The organism is Streptomyces sp. P13-3-3 (assembly GCF_050571355.1).
Classification (GTDB): domain Bacteria; phylum Actinomycetota; class Actinomycetes; order Streptomycetales; family Streptomycetaceae; genus Streptomyces; species Streptomyces althioticus.
The window spans coordinates 2664608-2682748 of record NZ_CP192228.1; the positions used below are offsets into that span (position 1 = coordinate 2664608).

At 73.8% G+C, this 18141-nt stretch carries 20 protein-coding genes; 11 read left to right on the plus strand and 9 right to left on the minus strand.

Going from position 1 to position 18141, the window contains the following annotated elements:
• Nucleotides 1-50 precede the first annotated feature (50 nt).
• A complete protein-coding gene (locus tag ACQZOG_RS12095) occupies nucleotides 51-521 on the minus strand; it encodes a winged helix-turn-helix transcriptional regulator (protein ID WP_033276917.1) in 471 nt (156 codons plus the stop codon).
• A 141-nt stretch (nucleotides 522-662) separates the two neighbouring features.
• On the opposite strand from ACQZOG_RS12095, the gene ACQZOG_RS12100 reads away from it, so the two are divergent.
• Nucleotides 663-1832 carry a thiolase family protein gene (locus tag ACQZOG_RS12100; RefSeq protein ID WP_033276918.1) on the plus strand — a complete coding sequence of 390 codons (1170 nt, stop codon included), beginning with the start codon at nucleotides 663-665 and terminating at the stop codon, nucleotides 1830-1832.
• Nucleotides 1833-2558: 726 nt separating this feature from the next.
• On the opposite strand, the gene ACQZOG_RS12105 is transcribed toward ACQZOG_RS12100, so the two are convergent.
• Nucleotides 2559-3347, minus strand: coding sequence for a TVP38/TMEM64 family protein (locus tag ACQZOG_RS12105; protein WP_230227259.1), 789 nt, complete (start codon nucleotides 3345-3347; stop codon nucleotides 2559-2561).
• Between the two features lie 49 nt (nucleotides 3348-3396).
• Here ACQZOG_RS12105 and ACQZOG_RS12110 point away from each other — a divergent pair, with 49 nt between their 5' ends.
• The 3 genes from ACQZOG_RS12110 (at nucleotide 3397) to ACQZOG_RS12120 (ending at nucleotide 6519) form a co-directional block, all read left to right on the plus strand.
• The gene (locus ACQZOG_RS12110; RefSeq protein ID WP_359597570.1) at nucleotides 3397-4125 is read left to right on the plus strand and encodes a DNA alkylation repair protein; all 729 of its coding nucleotides are present in this window, start codon (nucleotides 3397-3399) and stop codon (nucleotides 4123-4125) included.
• A gap of 326 nt (nucleotides 4126-4451) precedes the next feature.
• Nucleotides 4452-5621: an elongation factor Tu gene (tuf, locus tag ACQZOG_RS12115; RefSeq protein WP_037638438.1), complete on the plus strand. Its 1170-nt coding sequence runs from the start codon at nucleotides 4452-4454 to the stop codon at nucleotides 5619-5621.
• 52 nt (nucleotides 5622-5673) lie between these two features.
• Nucleotides 5674-6519 (plus strand): spermidine synthase, encoded by an 846-nt coding sequence (locus ACQZOG_RS12120; RefSeq protein ID WP_033276922.1) that lies wholly within the window; start codon nucleotides 5674-5676, stop codon nucleotides 6517-6519.
• 314 nt (nucleotides 6520-6833) lie between these two features.
• Here ACQZOG_RS12120 and ACQZOG_RS12125 read toward each other — a convergent pair whose 3' ends face one another.
• The 3 genes from ACQZOG_RS12125 to ACQZOG_RS12135 form a co-directional block, all read right to left on the minus strand.
• Nucleotides 6834-8120 (minus strand): MFS transporter, encoded by a 1287-nt coding sequence (locus tag ACQZOG_RS12125; protein WP_033276924.1) that lies wholly within the window; start codon nucleotides 8118-8120, stop codon nucleotides 6834-6836.
• A 73-nt stretch (nucleotides 8121-8193) separates the two neighbouring features.
• Nucleotides 8194-9228, minus strand: coding sequence for a hypothetical protein (locus ACQZOG_RS12130; protein ID WP_430741493.1), 1035 nt, complete (start codon nucleotides 9226-9228; stop codon nucleotides 8194-8196).
• A 159-nt stretch (nucleotides 9229-9387) separates the two neighbouring features.
• On the minus strand, nucleotides 9388-9852 hold the full coding sequence (locus ACQZOG_RS12135) for a cyclic nucleotide-binding domain-containing protein (protein ID WP_033276926.1): 465 nt from the start codon (nucleotides 9850-9852) through the stop codon (nucleotides 9388-9390).
• Nucleotides 9853-10081: 229 nt separating this feature from the next.
• Here ACQZOG_RS12135 and ACQZOG_RS12140 point away from each other — a divergent pair, with 229 nt between their 5' ends.
• Nucleotides 10082-10729, plus strand: coding sequence for a DedA family protein (locus tag ACQZOG_RS12140; protein WP_033276927.1), 648 nt, complete (start codon nucleotides 10082-10084; stop codon nucleotides 10727-10729).
• Nucleotides 10730-11134: 405 nt separating this feature from the next.
• Here ACQZOG_RS12140 and ACQZOG_RS12145 read toward each other — a convergent pair whose 3' ends face one another.
• Nucleotides 11135-11665 (minus strand): gamma carbonic anhydrase family protein, encoded by a 531-nt coding sequence (locus tag ACQZOG_RS12145; protein WP_193456310.1) that lies wholly within the window; start codon nucleotides 11663-11665, stop codon nucleotides 11135-11137.
• Between the two features lie 106 nt (nucleotides 11666-11771).
• Here ACQZOG_RS12145 and ACQZOG_RS12150 point away from each other — a divergent pair, with 106 nt between their 5' ends.
• From ACQZOG_RS12150 to ACQZOG_RS12160, 3 genes are all read left to right on the plus strand, one after another.
• Nucleotides 11772-12584 (plus strand): acyltransferase, encoded by an 813-nt coding sequence (locus tag ACQZOG_RS12150; protein WP_193456311.1) that lies wholly within the window; start codon nucleotides 11772-11774, stop codon nucleotides 12582-12584.
• Between the two features lie 85 nt (nucleotides 12585-12669).
• The gene (locus ACQZOG_RS12155; protein ID WP_230227253.1) at nucleotides 12670-13242 is read left to right on the plus strand and encodes a helix-turn-helix domain-containing protein; all 573 of its coding nucleotides are present in this window, start codon (nucleotides 12670-12672) and stop codon (nucleotides 13240-13242) included.
• A 43-nt stretch (nucleotides 13243-13285) separates the two neighbouring features.
• A complete protein-coding gene (locus ACQZOG_RS12160; protein WP_033276931.1) occupies nucleotides 13286-13849 on the plus strand; it encodes a YbaK/EbsC family protein in 564 nt (187 codons plus the stop codon).
• A gap of 26 nt (nucleotides 13850-13875) precedes the next feature.
• Here ACQZOG_RS12160 and ACQZOG_RS12165 read toward each other — a convergent pair whose 3' ends face one another.
• Both ACQZOG_RS12165 and ACQZOG_RS12170 read right to left on the minus strand, forming a co-directional pair.
• Nucleotides 13876-15096 carry a 4-hydroxybenzoate 3-monooxygenase gene (locus ACQZOG_RS12165; RefSeq protein ID WP_337662893.1) on the minus strand — a complete coding sequence of 407 codons (1221 nt, stop codon included), beginning with the start codon at nucleotides 15094-15096 and terminating at the stop codon, nucleotides 13876-13878.
• A gap of 49 nt (nucleotides 15097-15145) precedes the next feature.
• A complete protein-coding gene (locus ACQZOG_RS12170) occupies nucleotides 15146-15553 on the minus strand; it encodes a CoA-binding protein (RefSeq protein WP_193467315.1) in 408 nt (135 codons plus the stop codon).
• Nucleotides 15554-15695: 142 nt separating this feature from the next.
• On the opposite strand from ACQZOG_RS12170, the gene ACQZOG_RS12175 reads away from it, so the two are divergent.
• Together ACQZOG_RS12175 and ACQZOG_RS12180 are read left to right on the plus strand one after the other, a co-directional pair.
• The gene (locus ACQZOG_RS12175; RefSeq protein WP_261674701.1) at nucleotides 15696-16418 is read left to right on the plus strand and encodes a hypothetical protein; all 723 of its coding nucleotides are present in this window, start codon (nucleotides 15696-15698) and stop codon (nucleotides 16416-16418) included.
• Nucleotides 16415-16954 carry a SixA phosphatase family protein gene (locus tag ACQZOG_RS12180; protein WP_230227251.1) on the plus strand — a complete coding sequence of 180 codons (540 nt, stop codon included), beginning with the start codon at nucleotides 16415-16417 and terminating at the stop codon, nucleotides 16952-16954. The genes ACQZOG_RS12175 and ACQZOG_RS12180 overlap by 4 nt, the downstream gene beginning before the upstream one ends.
• A 40-nt stretch (nucleotides 16955-16994) precedes the next feature.
• Here the strand turns inward: ACQZOG_RS12180 and ACQZOG_RS12185 are convergent, their stop codons facing one another.
• Nucleotides 16995-17306, minus strand: coding sequence for a hypothetical protein (locus ACQZOG_RS12185; protein ID WP_037638419.1), 312 nt, complete (start codon nucleotides 17304-17306; stop codon nucleotides 16995-16997).
• A gap of 141 nt (nucleotides 17307-17447) precedes the next feature.
• Here ACQZOG_RS12185 and ACQZOG_RS12190 point away from each other — a divergent pair, with 141 nt between their 5' ends.
• On the plus strand, nucleotides 17448-18074 hold the full coding sequence (locus ACQZOG_RS12190; RefSeq protein ID WP_037638418.1) for a YigZ family protein: 627 nt from the start codon (nucleotides 17448-17450) through the stop codon (nucleotides 18072-18074).
• Nucleotides 18075-18141: the final 67 nt, after the last annotated feature.

The window sequence follows — 18141 nt, forward strand, 5'->3', positions numbered from 1 at the left end:
TGAAGCCCCGGCGAAGGTGCGACGACCCGCCGGGGCCGTACGGGTGACGCTCAGGCGGCGGCCGGGCCGCGCACCGTCCAGCCGGGGACCTGGGGCTGCGCGGTGAGGTCCTGGTGGCGCGCCTCCTCCCCGCACGCCCGGCAGGTGACGACCGGCACGAACTCGTCACCGCAGTGGTGCTCCAGCCTCATCGGCGTGCCGCTGTCGGCCCGCAGATGCCGGTCGCCCCACTCCTTCAGGGTCCACAGCACGGGCTCCAGTTCGAGGCCCGCCGGGGTCGGCCGGTACTCGAAGCGCTGCGGGCGCTCGCTGTACGGGCGCTTGGTGAGGATCCCGGCATCGACCAGGCGGCGCAGCCGCGTGGCCAGGATGTCGCGCGGCGCGCCGATGTTGCGCACGAGCTGGTCGAAGCGGCCGTTGCCGAGGCACACCTCGCGCAGCACGAGCAGGGAGTACTTCTCGCCCACGAGCGCGAGCGCGTCGGCGACGGAGCAGGGGCGCGGTTCTTTGGAGGCGGCCATGGGGCCAGTTTACGGCCACCACCGATAAGGGTTTGATTTTCCAACCCACCGCGTTATGGTGAGTTCGGATTTCCTACTCACCGGTAGCAACGCCCCGGTGGCATCCCGTCCTGAACCGGTCCGGCCAAGGAGGCCCGCACCATGCGTGACGCAGTCATCGTGGAAGCCGTACGCACCCCCGTCGGGAAGGGCAAGCCCAACGGCTCCCTCGCCCACGTCCACCCCGTCGAACTGCTCGCCCACACCCTGCGCACCCTCGTCGAACGCTCCGGCGTGGACCCCGAGCTGATCGACGACGTCATCGGCGGCACCGTCGACCAGGTCGGCGAGCAGGCCATGAACACCACCCGCTACGCCGCCCTCTCCGCCGGACTGCCCGAGTCCGTGCCCGCCACCACCGTCGACCGCCAGTGCGGCTCCTCCCAACAGGCCGTGCACTTCGCCGCCCAGGGCGTCATCTCCGGCGCGTACGACATCGCCGTCGCCTGCGGCGTGGAGTCCATGAGCCGGGTGCCCATGTGGTCCAACGTGCCCGAGGGCAAGGACCCGTTCGGTCCCGGGATCGCCGCGCGCTACCCGGAAGGGCTCGTCCCGCAGGGCATCAGCGCCGAACTGATCGCCGCCAAGTGGTCGATCACCCGCGAGCAGATGGACGCCTTCGCCGTGGCCTCGCACCGCCGGGCGGCCGCGGCCTGGGAGACCGGGCTGTTCGACGCCGAGGTCGCGCCCCTGGAGGGCGTCACGCGCGACGAGTGCGTACGGCCGGACACCGGCACCGATGTCCTCGCCGGACTCCGGCCCGCCTACCACGACCCGCACTTCGCCGAGCGCTTCCCGCAGATCGAATGGAACGTCACGGCCGGCAACGCCAGCCCCATCAACGACGGCGCGTCCGCCGTCCTCGTCATGTCCGGGGAGACGGCCGCGAAGCTCGGACTGCGCCCGCTCGCCCGGCTGCACAGCTTCGCCGTCACCGGCTCCGACCCGCTGCTGATGCTCACGGGCGTCGTCCCGGCCACCGAGAAGGTGCTGCGCCGGGCCGGGCTCTCCCTCGACGACATCGACCTGTTCGAGGTCAACGAGGCGTTCTCCAGCGTCGTCCTCGCCTGGCAGCAGGAGACCGGCGCCGACCTCGCCAAGGTCAACGTCCACGGCGGGGCCATCGCCATCGGCCACCCGCTCGGCGCGAGCGGCACCCGGCTGACGACCACCCTGGTCCACGCCATGAGGGAACGAGGCGCGCGCTACGCCCTGCAGACCATGTGCGAGGCCGGCGGGCTCGCCAACGCGATGATCCTGGAGCGGGTCTGACGGGGGCTCCGCCGCAGGATGGGGCGTCGGTGCGGCGGGGTGATCCCCGTCGCACCACCCCCCGGGACGGGCGCGGCGATCGGCCGCGCCACGTGGCGGAACGGAACGGGCCGACGGATGCTGCGGCCCGCTGCCGACGGGAGGTGGGACGGCCGGACGGGTCCGTCGTGCCGCAGCCGCGGTGCGGGGAGGGCGAGCGTCGTCCGGGCACGGGTCTGGGTTGGGTCGGCGTTCCGTCCCGCCGCGGTGGGGGTGGTTGTGAGGGGCCGTTCGTCGGGTCTCGGCCGCGGGGTGGGGGTGACGGGCGTGGTGATGTGTGCCGGTGTGGGCTGTGGGCGAGATGGGGGGCCGTCCGTCGTGCCTCGGTCGCGGCTCGGGGAGGGCGAGCGTCGTCCGGGCACGGGTCTGGGTTGGGTCGGCGTTCCCTCCCGCCGCGGGCGGGGTGGTTGTGAGGGGCCGTACGTCGGGTCTTGGCCCCGAGGCGGGGGTGACGGGTGTGGGTCGGCGTGGGCCGTGGGCGAGATGGGGGGTCGTCCGTCGTGTCGCAGCCCCCGGTGCGGGTAGGGCGAGCGTCGTCGGGGCACGGCTCCGGGTTGAGCCGGCGTTCGGTCCCGCCGCGGTAGGGGTGGTCGTGACGGGCCGTTCGTCGTGCCTCGGCCGCGGGGCGGTCACGGCAGGCGGCTGTCGTGGCGCGAGCCGGTGTGGAACCGGGGTCCGCCCGCGCCGCTACCCGGCGCGCAGCCGGTGCCGCTTGCGCCACGCCACGACCGCGCCGGCGAGACCCGGCACGGCGATGCAGGCCAGCGCGATCAGGAAGGCCGGGGACGTCGGGGTGGAGGCACGGGCGCCCGCCACCACGTAGGCGGCGGTGTTCGGGATCGAGCCGAGCGCCGTCGCCAGCAGGAACGGCAGCAGGCCCATCCGGGAGACCGAGGCGCAGTAGTTGGCGGCGGCGAACGGGATTCCGGGGAACAGCCGGGCAGCCAGCATCGACCGGAAGCCGTGCCGGCTCAGCTGGTGGTCCGCGGCCTTCAGCCAGCGCCCGCGCAGCAGCGGACGCAACGCCTCCTGGCCGAGCACCCGGCCCAGGCAGAACGCGAGACCGGCACCCAGCACCGTCCCGCCCAGCGCCGCCACCAGACCGAACTGGGAGCCGAACAACGCCCCCGCGGCCAGGTTCAGCAGCGGACGCGGCACGAACGCCACCGTGCACGCCCCGTACGCGACCGCGTAGGCGACGACGCCCACGGCGCCGCCGAGCCGGGCCGGCAGGCCGTCGGTCAGCAACTGCTGCGGCTCCAGCACCACCATGACCGCCGCCGCCGAGGCGAGCAGCACGACCAGCAGGGACAGCCGGGACCACGGCGACAGCAGGACTCTCGCGCACCGCCCGGCGAGACCGGGAGCGGGCGCGAGAACGGGAGCGGCCGTGGGGACGGCGACCGCGAGGTCGGACGAGCCGGCCCGGGGACGGGCCGCGGCGGTGCCCCCAGAGCGGTTGGTGGCATCGAGCATCCGGTGACACTAACCGACATATGTGCGAGATCGCCGTAGTGTTCGTCTCATGCGCGTCACAGAAGACGGTCCGGCGCCGCCGCGGGTGCCGGACAGCCCGCTGGCCGACACGGTCGTGGAGCGGCTCGTCGCCGCGTACGCGTCCGCAGCCGATCCCGCCGCGGCCGACGCCATGCGGGCGTACATGAAGGACGTCGCGCCCTTCCTGGGACTGAAGACTCCGGTGCGCCGCGCCCTGTCCCGCACCGTCGAGGCCGGACTGCCCCGCCCGTCCGAGGCCGACTGCGCCGCGATCGCGCTGCGCTGCTGGCAACTGCCCGAGCGCGAGTACCACTACTTCGCGGTCGACCACCTGCGCCGGCACGTGCGGCGGTGCTCCTCCGGCTTCCTGCCGGTGACCCGGTACCTCGTCACCACCGTGCCCTGGTGGGACACCGTCGACCTGCTCGCCGCGCACGTCGTCGGAGCACTCGTCGCCGCCGACCCCGCGCTCACCGCCGAGATGGACCGGTGGAGCGCCGACGACGACAAGTGGCTCGTCCGCACCGCCCTGCTCCACCAGCTCCGCCACAAGGAACGCACCGACGCCGAGCGGCTCTTCGGCTACTGCCTGCGCCAGTCGGGCCACCCCGACTTCTTCGTCCGCAAGGCCATCGGCTGGGCCCTGCGCGAGTACGCCAAGACCGACCCGGACGCGGTACGCGGCTTCGTCGCGCGCGAGGGCGACCGGTTCGCGCCGCTGTCGGTGCGGGAGGCGCTGAAGAACATCGGGGCGTGACCGGGGCGAGCCGCTGAAATGCAGGAGCGACTTCCGCTTCGCGGAAAAATGAGTCGACGCGGGGCGCGGCGTCGGCAAGGATCGACGTCATGTTCCGGTACGCCTTCCTCCTCGCAGCATCCGCCGTCGCGGATGCCCCGAAGGCTGCCGTCACCGTTCTCGTCGCCGCAGTCGACGGCGCCCGAAGCTGACCCTCCCCGGATCGCCCGGCGGACCCCGCAGGGGGAGGGTCGGGCAGGTACCCGGGGTCCCCGTCCCGGCCGCGCGCCGATCCGCCGCGCCCGGGGCCTGACGCGTCATCACCTGAGAGGCTTCCAGGTACCGCCATGTCCAAGACGGCGTACATCCGCACCAAACCGCACCTCAACATCGGCACGATGGGCCACGTCGACCACGGCAAGACCACCCTGACCGCCGCCATCACCAAGGTCCTCGCCGAGCGGGGCGCCGGCACCTTCGTGCCGTTCGACCGCATCGACCGGGCCCCGGAGGAGGCCGCCCGCGGCATCACCATCAACATCGCGCACGTCGAGTACGAGACCGGCACCCGGCACTACGCGCACGTCGACATGCCCGGCCACGCGGACTACGTGAAGAACATGGTCACCGGCGCCGCCCAGCTCGACGGGGCGATCCTCGTCGTCTCCGCGCTGGACGGGATCATGCCGCAGACCGCCGAGCACGTGCTGCTCGCCCGCCAGGTCGGCGTCGACCACATCGTCGTCGCCCTCAACAAGGCCGACGCGGGCGACGAGGAGCTGACCGACCTGGTCGAGCTGGAGGTCCGCGAGCTGCTCACCGCGCACGGCTACGGCGGTGACGCGGCGCCCGTCGTCCGGGTGTCCGGGCTCAAGGCGCTGGAGGGCGACCCGCGCTGGACCGCGTCGATCGAGGCGCTGCTCGACGCGGTCGACACCTATGTGCCCGTGCCGGAGCGGTATCTGGACGCGCCGTTCCTGCTGCCGGTGGAGAACGTCCTCACCATCACCGGGCGCGGCACCGTCGTCACCGGCGCGGTGGAGCGCGGCACGGTCCGGCTCGGCGACAAGGTGCAGGTCCTCGGCGCCGACACCGAGACCGTCGTGACCGGTCTGGAGACCTTCGGCAAGCCCATGGAGGAGGCGCAGGCCGGGGACAACGTGGCGCTGCTGCTGCGCGGGGTGCCGCGCGACGCGGTGCGGCGCGGGCACGTGGTGGCCGCGCCGGGCAGCGTGACGCCCAGCCGGCGGTTCACGGCGCGGCTGTACGTGCTGTCCGCCCGCGAGGGCGGCCGGACGACACCGCTGTCGACCGGCTACCGGCCGCAGTTCTACATCCGCACCGCGGACGTCGTCGGGAACGTCGACCTCGGCGAGGCGGCGGTGGCGCGGCCCGGGGACACGGTGACCGTCACCGTGGAGCTCGGGCGCGACGTGCCCCTCGAGCCGGGGCTCGGCTTCGCCGTCCGCGAGGGCGGGCGCACGGTCGGGGCCGGGACGGTGACGGAGGTCCTGTGAGCCTCTGACCCGGCCCGGCGGTGGCGCGGCGGCGCGGCGGCACAATGGGACGGTGAACGAGCCGATCCCCGTGTCCCGCGCCGTCGACCACGGCACCGCCAAGCTGATGCCCGACGTCGACCGGGAACGGGCCTGGCTGCTGACGGTCGACGGCGCCCCGCAGTCCTACGTCGACCTGGACGAGCCGACACACCTGGAGTTCGAGTACGCGCGGCGGCTGGGGCACGTGCTCGACGTGGCCGGCGAGCCCGGGGCTCCGCTGGACGCGGTGCATCTCGGGGGCGGGGCGATGACGTTGCCCCGGTACCTGGCCGCCACCCGGCCCGGGTCGCGTCAGGACGTGGTCGAGGCCGACGCGGGGCTGGCGGAGCTGGTCGCCGGGCATCTGCCGCTGCCGGCGGATGCCGATGTCGCCGTGCACACGGTCGACGCGCGTGCGTGGCTGGAGGCCGCCTCCGACGACAGCGCGGATGTTCTCGTCGCGGACGTCTACGGGGGGTCGCAGGTGCCGGCGCACCTGACCACCGTCGGGTACGTCGACGAGGTCGCGCGGGTGCTGCGGGGCGGCGGGGTGTACCTCGCCAATCTGGCGGACGCGGCGCCGTTCGCGTTCCTGCGGTCGCAGGTGGCGACGGTCGCCGTGCGGTTTGCGGAGGTGGTGCTGGTCGCCGAGCCGGCGGTGCTGCGGGGGCGGCGGTTCGGGAACGTGGTGGTCGCGGCGTCGGACCGTGCGCTGGACGTCGGGGCGTTGACCCGGGCGGTCGCGGGGGATCCGTTTCCGGCGCGGGTCGAACACGGGGCGGCTCTGCGTCGCTTCGTGGGCGACGCGGCTGTGGTCCACGACGGGACGGCGGTCCCGTCACCCTTGCCGCCTTCGGGGGCGTTCGCGATCGGTTGAGGGGCGGCTGCGGCGCCGTCGTGGTCGTTCGCGCAGTTCCCCGCGCCCCTTGGGGGTCGTGACCGGTGTGTGGTCGGCTGCGGCGCCGTCGTGGTCGTTCGCGCAGTTCCTCGCGCCCCTTGGGGGTGGCGGTGGTGCTGTGCCCTGGAGGGGCGCGGGGAACTGCGCGCTCGGCCCCCACTGGGCGGCAGTGTTGTCGACTGCGGGTCTGTCGTGGTTGCTCGCGCAGTTCCTCGCGCCCCTTGAGGGCGGTGGTGGTCCCGCGTCCTGCAGGGGCGCGGGGAACTGCGCGACCCGCCACCGCCGTGCCGCGGTCAGCCGACGGCCGTCCCGTCCCCGACCGCCTCCTGGGCGCCAGGCACCGCACCCGCAACCGCCTTCGTGCGGCGGCGCAGGTTCCGGACGTCCGGGACCGTCAGGACCGCCGCCGTCACGACGACGACCAACGCCGCGCACCCCCACAACGCCTCCGGCCGCCCGAACGCCGTCTCCGCCGGCCCCGCCAGGGCCATCGCCGCCGGGACGAGCGCGACCGACCCGAACCAGTCGTACGCGGACACCCGCGACAGCTTCTCCTCCGGTATCTCCTGGTGCAGCGCCGTCATCCAGGAGACGCCGAACACCTCCACCGACAGTCCCGTCACGAACATCACCGCGCACAGGACCACCACCGGCACGGGCACCGCGAGCGCCGCGGACGGCAGGGCCAGCGGGAACACGCACAGGGTGCCCACCAGCAGCAGACGGCGCGGCTGCCAGCGCGTCATCAGCAGCGCGCCCGCCACCGTGCCGCCGCCGAAGAACGCCAGCGCGACACCCCACGGGGCCGGCCCGCCCAGGTGGTCGCGGGCGACGAGCGGACCGTAGACCGCGTCGGCCGCGCCGACGACCGCGTTGGCGATGGAGAACTGCACGACGATGCCCCACAGCCACGGCCGGCCGGTGAACTCCCGCCAGCCGTCCCGCAGGTCGGCGAGCATCCCGCCGCCCGGCTCGCGCGGCGGGATGTGCTTCACGTCGAGGAACGCCCGCAGCACCGCCGCCACCGCGAAGGCCGCCGCGTCCACCGCCAGCACCCAGCCGGGCCCGATCACGGCGACCATCGCCCCGCCGAGCGCGGCGCCGCCCAGGGTCGCCCCGTGCATCGCCATGCGGAACACGGCGAACGCGCGGCCGGCCTGTTCGCCGTGCACGGAGGACAGCAGCATGCCCTCGGCGGCGGGGTTGAAGAACGCCTGCCCGGCGCCGCCCAGCCCGCTGAGCAGCATCATCTGCCACAGCCGCGGCTCACCCACGAGGACCAGTGCGGCGAACGCGGCCTGCGAGGCGCAGTTCAGGGCGTTGGCCGCGACCATCACCCGGTGCCGCGGCAGCCGGTCGGCGACGGCGCCGCCGATCAGCAGGAACAGCACGAGCGGCAGGGTGCGGGCGGCGGCGACCAGGCCCACGTCCCCGCCGTCGCCGCCCGCTTCCAGCACGGCGAAGGCGGCGGCGATCAGCGCGCCGTGGCTGCCCAGGTTGGTCACCACGGCGGAGGCGGTCAGCAGCGTGTAGTTGCGGCCGGCCCAGGCGGGGCGGCGGCGGACGGCGGAGGTCGGCACCCGGTGACTATCGCCGGGAGGGGGCCGACTTGCCAAATGGGTTCCGGACCCGCACACGCGCGGGTCCGGACCGTCACGACTCCGTCGGCGGTTCCTCGGTCAGCCGGACCGTGCTGAGGATCTTCCGCACGGTCGCCTCGGGGATCTCTTCCTTCACACCCGCCGCGCCGTACAGGTTCCAGGTGACGAAGTCGCCCGCGCCGTTCTTGAACCCGAACGTGATCGCCTTGCCCTCGCTGTCGCACTTGCCCTTCTGCGGCGTGCCCTCCGAGTGCGCCGTGGCCACGTGCCCGGTGATCCCGGACTTCGTGGTGTACGGCTTCGGCGCGTCGAACTTCACGCTCTTCTTGTCGGGCTGCGTGTACCCGCCGAAGATCCACCACGGCACGCGGGTCTCGGCCGCCTGCTTGGTGTCCTTCGCGCCGTTCTCCCCACGGGTGCCCGCGGTGGCGAGCGCGGTGTCCTCGGTGCGGCCGTCCTTGTTCTCGTCCTCGGTGCACCACTTGGACTTCAGGTAGGCGGGAGCGGTGACGGTGGTGCGGCCCATCTCACCGTCCTTCTCCTCCCATTCGAAGCCCACGGAGGTGCCCGGCGACTCGATCTCCCAGTCGCCCGGGACGTCGAACTTCGTGCCGAAGCGGGTGTTCACGACGACCTGCCAGCCGGGGATCGTCGCCTTCTCGCCCTCGCCGCCGCGCGGGTTGCCGCCCGACGTCGAGGGGGTCGGGTCGGCGGAGGGGTCCTCGGACGCGGTCGCGCTCGGCTTGGTCGGCTTCTTGCCGTCCGCCTCGTCGTCCTTGTCGCCGCCGAGCACCAGGAAACCGGTCACACCCGCGGCCACGACCACCGCCGTCGCCGCGATGATCGCCACCAGCTTCGTACGGTTCCCGCCACCGCCACCGCCACCGCCACCGCCACCGCCGCCGTCACCCGGCTGCGGCATGCCCACGGTGGACGGCTCGCCCCACTGCGGCTGCTGCTGGTACGGGTTCGGCTGCTGGTAGCCGGGTTGCTGGTACGGATTCGGCTGCTGGTACCCCGGCTGCTGGTACGGATTGTTCGACTGCGGGTTCTGCTCGCCCCCGGGCGGCTGCTGTCCTGGCCACATGGGCAGCCACCCTAGCCGCGCCCTGACACGATTCGGTCACTGCCCTTTGACGGGGACGTAGCAAGCGCGGGTCCACCTGCCGCGGGCCCGTACGGGAGGAAGGGGCTCACAGGTCCCACGGGCTGACCGGTGAGCCCCCTGCGGCGCGGGCGGCCTCCCTCACACGGCCGCGCCGGCGCCGTACGGGCCGAACAGGTCGAGCAGCCGGATGCGGGCCGCGTGCAGCCGGTGGGCCACCACCTCGCCGACCCAGCGGGTCACCTCACGGCCCAGCTCCGGGTCCTCGTCGCACAGGGCGAGGACGGACGCGGCGTCGAACTCGTACGCCCGCACCGGGGTGGCCGCCTCGGCGCCCAGCTGCCAGACGTGCGGACGGAACAGCCACGACCAGCCGACCAGTTCGTTGTGCCCGAGCCGCTCGATGACGACGGGACGGCGGCCCGGCACCCGCATGTCCAGCTCCACGGTGCCGGTCCTGATCACCCAGAACCGGTCCGCGCGGCCGCCCTCCTCCATCAGCCGGAGCCCTTGCGGGAAGGACACCTCGCGCGCGGTGGCCATGAGCCGCTCCCGGTGCCCCGCGGGCAGGGCGTGCGGCAGGCTGGGGGACGGGGGAGCGAACATGGCAGGCCTCCCGGGGCGAAGTGTGGGCCGTCGTCGGCATCTCCAGTGGCTGCTTCCAGGGTCCTCCCGTCCGCCGGTGCCCGCATGGGCCGACCGGCCCCGGTCGCACGGCATACGGCCCCGACCGGACGGCTTCGCCCGAACCGGTAGGCTTCCCGACCGTGCCCCCCTTGCCGGGCGGCACGCACACGCACGGACACACGGCATCGGCGGACCGGAGGAAGAGGCGTTGCACGTCCAGGAATGGCTCGAGACCGTACCCGCGGTCGCCGTGTACGCGCTGGTGGGGATCGTCATCGGGCTGGAGAGTCTGGGCATCCCGCTGCCCGGCGAGATCATCCTGGTCTCCTCGGCGCTGCTGGCCTCCCAGCACGGCGACATCGACCCGGTGATCCTCGGCGCCTGCGCCACCGCCGGCGCGATCATCGGCGACTCGATCGGCTACGCCATCGGCCGCAAGGGCGGGCGGCCGCTGCTGGCCTGGCTGGGCGGGAAGTTCCCCCGCCACTTCAGCGAGGCGCACATCGCGACCGCCGAGCGGTCCTTCCAGAAGTGGGGCATGTGGGCGGTCTTCTTCGGCCGCTTCGTCGCCCTCCTGCGGATCTTCGCGGGCCCGCTCGCGGGTGTGCTGCGCATGCCGTACTGGAAGTTCCTGACCGCCAACGTCCTCGGCGGCATCCTGTGGGCGGGCGGCACGACGGCGGTCATCTACTACGTGGGGATCGTCGCGGAGTCCTGGCTGAAGCGGTTCTCCTGGCTGGGGCTGGTGGCGGCCGTGCTGATCGGGGTGACGTCGATGCTGGTGCTGAAGCGCAAGGCGAAGAAGACGGCGTCCGCGGCGGAAGCCACGCCCACTCCGGCGCCGGTCGGCGACTGACCCACCCGGGCGGTGCGGGCCGGTGGGGGTTTGGCGCGCAGTTCCCCGCGCCCCTGAGGGTGTCTGTCACCTGGGTGGCCTTGAGTGCGCCGGTTCAGCTCACGCTCCGGGTGCGGGTCTGTGGGGGTTTGGCGCGCAGTTCCCCGCGCCCCTGGGGGTGTCCGTCGCCTAGGTGGCTTTGAGGGTGCCGGTGAGGGCAGCCGACCCAGGGGCGCGGGGAACTGCGCGAGCGGCCACGACAAGCCCGCGGGTGCTCGTTCACCTCACGCCACGGGTGCGGGCCGGTGGGGGCTGTTCGCGCAGTTCCCCGCGCCCCTATGTGTACTGCCCGACCGGCACCCTCAGGGGCGCGGGGAACTGCGCGAGGAACCCGCACCGGCCCGCATGCCGCAATGCGACCGCGTCTCAGCCCCCGTGCTGATCCCGATGCGTCTTCGCCAGCTCCGCGTACATCGTCCCGTTGAGGGTCAGCCCCTCCCGTTCCTCCCGCGTCAGCTCCCGCCGCACCTTCGCCGGGACGCCCGCGACCAGGGAACCCGGCGGCACCCGCATCCCCTGCGGCACCAGCGCCTGCGCGGCGACCAGCGACCCCGCGCCGATCACCGCGCCGTTGAGGACCGTCGCGCCCATGCCGACGAGGCAGTCGTCCTCCACCGTCGCCCCGTGGACCACCGCGTTGTGCCCGACGGACACCCGCTCGCCCACGCGCACCGGGAACCCCGGGTCGGCGTGCAGCGTGCAGTTGTCCTGCACGTTGCTGCTCGCGCCCACGGTGATCGACTCCACGTCGCCGCGCAGCACCGCGCCGTACCAGACGCTCGCCCCCGCGTGCAGCGTCACGTCGCCGATCACGCTCGCCGTGGGCGCCACGAACGCCTCCTCGTCGATCCGCGGCTCCCTGCCGCCAATGCCGGTGATCAGAGCCTGGTGCGTCATCGTCGCCTCCTAGTCGAACGTCGGGGGAACGGTACGCCACCCGGTGGGGTGAAGATCACAGGGGCGTCGGCCCGTACCCGTCGCGCCCGCGGACTACGGTGAGCGGGTGCCGATGCGCAAGAACACGTTCTCGTCCTGGCCGCGCCGCCTCGCCCAGCGCGCGGTCCACGCGGGCTGGGCCTGGGTGCAGCGCACGGGCTCGGTGACCGCCGAACACCCCGGCCGCTTCCGCTTCGGCGCGATGGGAACAGGTACCAGACTCGCCTTCCCGCTCGGCACCGTCTTCGGCGAGCCCTGGATCCGCATCGGCTCCCACTGCATCGTCGGCGAGCAGGTCACCCTCACCGCGGGACTGATGCCCGGCCTCGACCTCGGCCCCGAGCCGATCCTGCGCATCGGCGACGGCGTCGTCCTCGGCCGCGGCAGCCACGTCATCGCCGACACCACCGTGACCATCGGCAGCGACTGCTACTTCGGCCCGTACGTCTACGTCACCTCCACCAACCACTCCTACGACGACCCGCACGAGCCCATCGGCAAGCAGTGGCCGCGGATGGAGCCGGTGGAGATCGGCCCCGGCTGCTGGATCGGCACCGGCGCGGTGATCCTGCCGGGCGCCCGCGTCGGACGGAACGTGGTGGTGGCCGCGGGCGCGGTCGTCCGGGGCGAGGTGCCGGACCACTGCGTGGTCGCGGGCGCGCCCGCCCGGGTCGTACGCCGCTGGACACCCGACGAGGGCTGGCAGCCGCCGCTGCGCACCCCGCCGCCCGTGCCGCTCCCCGACGACGTCACGCCGGACCAGCTCCGGGCGCTGTCACGGCTCGACGAGGAGAGCGTGGCCCGCCTCGCGGAGCTGGACGAGGCGGAACCGCACGCCCGCGGTGCCGCGCGGCTGGCCGAGATGGAGCCCGGCGCCTGACGGCCACGCCGTACCCGCACCGGCCTCGCAGTACAGTGCGGTGCACCACCGGGTGCATCATCCGGACAGTCGAAACGGACGGAACGTGGCGGACCTCGACCTGCTGACCCGGTCCCTGGCGCGCAACGTCAAGCGCTGGCGCACCGAGCGCGGCTTCACCCTGGACATGCTCGCGGCCCGTGCGGGCGTCAGCCGCGGCATGCTCATCCAGATCGAGCAGGCCCGCACCAACCCCAGCATCGGCACGATCGTCAAGATCGGCGACGCACTCGGCGTCAGCGTCCCCACGCTGCTCGACTACGAGCGGGGCCCGAACGTCCGCGTCGTCCCCGCCGACCGCACGGTCCGCCTGTGGCGCACCGAACGCGGCAGCTACAGCCGGCTGCTGACCGGCACCGAGGCGCTCGGCCCGCTGGAGATGTGGGAGTGGCGGCTGATGCCGGGGGAGAGCAGCGACTCCGACCCGCACCCCGAGGGCACGGTCGAACTCGTCCACGTCACCGCCGGGGAGCTGACCCTCACCGTCGACGGGGAGGAGCACCGGGTACCGGCCGGCGCCAGCGCCTCCTTCGAGGCCAACGCGCCCCACGCGTACGGCAACGCGGGCGACGAGCCGGTCCGGATGATCATGACGGTGTCGGTGCCGCCCGCGCAGTGAGACGCGCTCCTGGCACCGCCCCGCCCGCTGTTACGGTGCCGCCATGCGCGCACCCATCGGAAACTTCGACCAGGCCGTTCCCGCACCCGACTGCCTCGACGAGCTGACCGCCCCCGTCGCCGCCGCGGTCCGCGCCTGGAGCGGCAGCGTCCCCGCCGACCAGATCCTCTACGTCGAGACCGACCCGCGGTGGGCCGACACCGCCGTCTTCGTCGAGCACTACGGCAGCGACCTGCTGGAACGGTCGGCGAACTGCGTGGTGGTGGCGGGCAGGCGCGGCGGTGAGTCCACGCTCGCCGCGTGCGTCGTGCTGTCCACCACGCGGGCCGACGTGAACGGGGTGGTGCGCCGCCACCTCGGCGTCCGCAAGGCGTCGTTCGCGCCGATGGACACGGCGACGGGGGAGACCGGCATGGAGTACGGCGGCATCACGCCCGTCGGGCTGCCCGAGTCCTGGCCCGTGCTGGTGGACGCGGCCGTCGTCGACCTGCCGTACGTGCTGGTCGGCAGCGGGCGGCGGCGCGGGAAGCTGCTGGTGCCGGGCAAGGCGTTCGCGGAACTGCCGGGCGCGGTCGTCCTGGAGGGGCTGGGCAGGCCCGCCGCCTGAACCGGCCGGGGCGGGCCGCGCGGGCGTCAGTACCGCGCGGCCGTGCCCAGGTACCGCTCCGCGAAGGCCGCCGCGGTGGCCGGCGAGCTGAACAGACGGCGCAGCCGGGCGAGCGCGGTGCCCGCGCGGAAGGGGTCGCCCGACGCACCTCCGTGGTACAGCTCGGACAGCCACTGGGAGAACTCCTGGTAGTCCCACACCTGCCGCAGCCGCGACGCCGAGTAGCCGGCCAGCCCGGCCCCGTCGCCCCTCAGCAGCCGGTCGACGAACGCGTCGCCCAGCGCGAACGCGTCGTGCACCGCCAGGTTGAGCCCCTTGGCGGCGATCGGCGCGACCAGGTGCGCCGCGTCCCCCGCCAGATGGAGGCGTCCGAAGGACATCGGCTCGGTGACGTAGTCGTGCATGTCCAGTACACGCTTCTCGATCAGCGGCCCCTCGGTGAGCGGTTCCGCGCCGGCCGCGCCCAGTCGGCGGTGCAGTTCCGCCCACACCCGGTCGTGCGGCCAGTTCCCCGGGTCGTCGCCGGGCGGACACTGGAGGTAGTAGCGGGTCACCTCGGGACTGCGGGGCATCTGCCCGGCGAACCCGTCCGGATGGCAGCCGAACAGCACGCGGTCGGCGGACGGCGGCGCCTCGGCGAGGAGGGCGAGCCAGCCGATGCCGTAGTCGTGCCGCGACACCCGGGCCCGCCCGGCGACGGCCGCCCTGGTCACCCCGCGCGCGCCGTCGCAGCCCGCGACGAAGTCGCACGCGACGGCCTCCCGGCGGCCGCTCTCCGGGCAGACGTACGACACCGACGGCCGGTCCCCGTCCAGGTCGTGCAGCCGCACGTCCCGCACCCCGAACCGCACGGCCCCGCCGCGCACGTCCGCGTACTCCCGCACCAGGTCGGTCACCAGGAACTGCTGCGGATACACCCAGTGGTGGTGGCCCGTCAGCTCGTGGTACCCGAACGGATGGCGCCCGCCGTCGAAGCGGAACTCGCAGGCGGTGTCCCGCCGGGCCCGCTCCAGCAGGGTCCCGGCGAGACCCCGCCGCTCCAGGCCGCGCACCACCGGTTCCTCGATCACCCCGGCCCGGGGCCGCCGCTCGACGAACTCCCGTGTCCCGGTCTCCAGCACCAGGCAGTCCACCCCGGCCGCCCGCAGCACGCACCCCACGGTGAGCCCGGCGGGTCCAGCGCCCACCACGACGACCGGAAACCGTTGTGTGGCACGGGAGTTGTGAGAAGCGGGCGTCTCGGTCACCGCGCCATTATGGCGTCACCCCGCCGTCCGGGACCGGCGCGCGCTCCTCTCAGGCGAGCCGCGGGATCTCGATCGCGGGGCAGCGGTCCATCACCATGTCCACACCCGCCGCACGCGTACGCGCGTACGCGTCCTCGTCGACCACTCCGAGCTGGAACCACACGGCCTTGGCGCCCTTGGCCACCGCCTCGTCCGCGACCCCGCCCGCCAGGTCGCTGTTGACGAACACGTCCACCACGTCCACGTCGAAGGGGATGTCGGCGAGCAAGGCGTACCCCTGCTCGCCGTGCACCGTCTCCGCCTTGGGGTGCACCGGCACCACGCGCTTGCCGAACCGCTGGAGCACCTGTGCGACCCCGTACGCGGCGCGCTGCCGGTTGGAGGACAGGCCGACCACGGCCCAGGTGTCACCGGACTCGGTGAGGATTTTGCGGACCGTTGCGTCGTCGCCGTACACCGTCGGCCTCCCGTGGTTCTGAAGTGAGATTGAGCTGGCGTCCCCGTCAACCAGGGGCACGGCGCGGTGATTCCCGCAAGCGACGGCGCGAAAAGCGTGCGAGATACCTGCGTGCGCCCGCTCGCGCGCCTACGCTCGCCTCGTGCTGCGCATCACCGACGCCCGAACCGGCGAGCTCGTGGACGCCGCCCCCGCCCGCCGGGGCCTGACCCGCGTCGAGGCCCACCCACGGGCCCTCGACCCCACCGGCCTGCGCGTGCTGCTGGCCGCCGACCTGCTCGTGCGCGCGCTGGAACTCGGCGGCACCCCGGTGTGGGCGCTGCTCGCCGCCGAAGGGCGGCACGCGGAGCTGCGCGCGGCGGCCGACGCGCTCGGGATCCGGCCCTTCGAGGACGGCGACGGCGCCGCCGGACTGGGCGAGGCCCAGGTGCTGCACGTCGTCGACGAGGGCGGCGCCGAACCCGACGGCGTCCGGGTCGCCGTCGCGCCCGCGACCTGGGCGGCCCCCGGCGCCCCGGAGGAGGCCGACCAGGCCGCCCTGCGCCTCGCGCTGCTCACCCACCCGAGGAACGCGCCCGCGGTGATCGACGCGGACGCGCTGGAGCGGGCCGGCGACACCCTCCGCCGCTGGCGCGGCGCGGTCGCCGACTGGGCGCGGCGGCCCTCACGCCCCGTGCCCGACGAGGTGCGCGCCGAGCTGCGCGACGCGTGGGAGGACGACCTGGACACCGCCGCCGTGCTCGGCGCGCTCCGCGCGGTGGAGACCGACCCGGACCTTCCGGACGGCGCCCGCTTCGAGACGTACGCCTACGCCGACCGGCTGCTCGGCCTCGACCTCGCACGCGACCTCGGACACCCCGCGTGATCGAGCGCGCGGCGGCCGGCCCCCTGCGCCGGCTGGTGGTGCTGCGGCACGCCAAGTCCGCCCGCCCCGAGGGCGTCGCCGACCACGAACGTCCGCTCGCCGCACGCGGCCGCCGGGACGCGCCCGCCGCGGGACGGGCCCTCGCCGACATGGACTGCCTGCCCGGACTCGCCCTCTGCTCCACCGCCGTCCGCGCCCGCCGCACCTGGGAGCTGGCCGCCGGCCAGTGGGGCACGCCCCCGCCGGTCCGGCTCGACCCACGCCTCTACCACGCGGACGTCCCCGGCCTGCTGGACGTGATCCGAGAGACGCCCGCCGAGGTCGAGACCCTGCTGCTCGTCGGCCACAACCCGGGTCTCGAGGACCTCGTCCTGACCCTCGCCGACGACGGCCTGGACAACCTCCTGGACCGGGTGCGCGCCAAGTTCCCCACCTCCGCGATCGCCCTGCTCGACTGGCGCGGCCCCGCCTGGCGCGACCTGCTCCCCGGCGGCGCCCTGCTCACCTCGCTCACGATCCCCCGCGGCAAGCGCTGAGCGGGGCGGCATACATACGTTCCAGTCGAACGGGCGGTGGTCAGATGCGGGCGAAGGCGGACAGGAGAGTGTCCGTGCGGAGCCGGAGCTCCAGCGTCTCGGCGCCTGTGACGCTGACGGACACTTCCTCGCCGCAGACGGCCCGGGCGAGGGCCACGCTCAAGGTGGCGCTGGTGCCGACCAGGGGATACGAGTACCAGCGGTCGGAGGCTTCGTCGTCAGTCCCCTGAACGCCGGCTTCGACGGTTCCCCAGTCGGTGTCGTCAAAGTCGTATCCGGCGTAATGGGACAGCAGCAGAAGGAAGGCATGCAGGTTGCGGCCCCAGATCCATCCGGCGATCGGCTCGGTCATGCGTCCTCCGTCCCGTGAAGAGGAGAGCATGGCAGACGTGCTCCGTCGCCGGCGGCGGCGAGCTGAAAGCGGAATGCGGCGGGTTCGTCGAACAGCATCCGCGCTGCCGGAACGCTGTCAGGCTCGGATTAGGCTGGCCGGATGCAGGACGAGTACCGCACCGTGGCCCGCGCGGGTGTGCACGAGACCGAGATCAACCGCTCCCGCTTCCTGTGCGCCCTCGCCCCGGCGGCCACCGAGCGGGAGGCGCAGGAATTCATCGCCGCCGTCCGCAAGGAGCACGTCGACGCCACCCACAACTGCTGGGCGTACGTCATCGGCGCGGACGCCTCCGTCCAGAGGGCCAGCGACGACGGGGAGCCCGGCGGCACCGCCGGCGTCCCCATGCTGCAGATGCTGCTGCGTCGCGACATGCGCTACGTCGTCGCGGTCGTCACCCGCTACTTCGGCGGTGTGAAGCTCGGCGCGGGCGGCCTCATCCGCGCCTACGGCGGCTCGGTCGGCGAGGCCCTGGACGCGCTCGGCACGATCACCCGACGCCGCTTCCGGCTGGCCACCGTGACCGTCGACCACCAGCGGGCCGGGAAGGTGCAGAACGACCTGCGCTCCACCGGCCGCGAGGTGCGCGACGTGCGCTACGGCGAGGAGGTCACCATCGAGATCGGTCTCCCCGACGCCGACGTGGACGCCTTCCGCGCCTGGCTCGCCGACGCCACCTCCGGCACCGCACGCCTCGAACTGGGCGGGGAGGCCTACGGGGACGCCTGACACCCCGCCCGTTTCGCCGCGATCGGGTCGATAACGGGCGATATGGCGCCGGGACGTGACGGGTGAT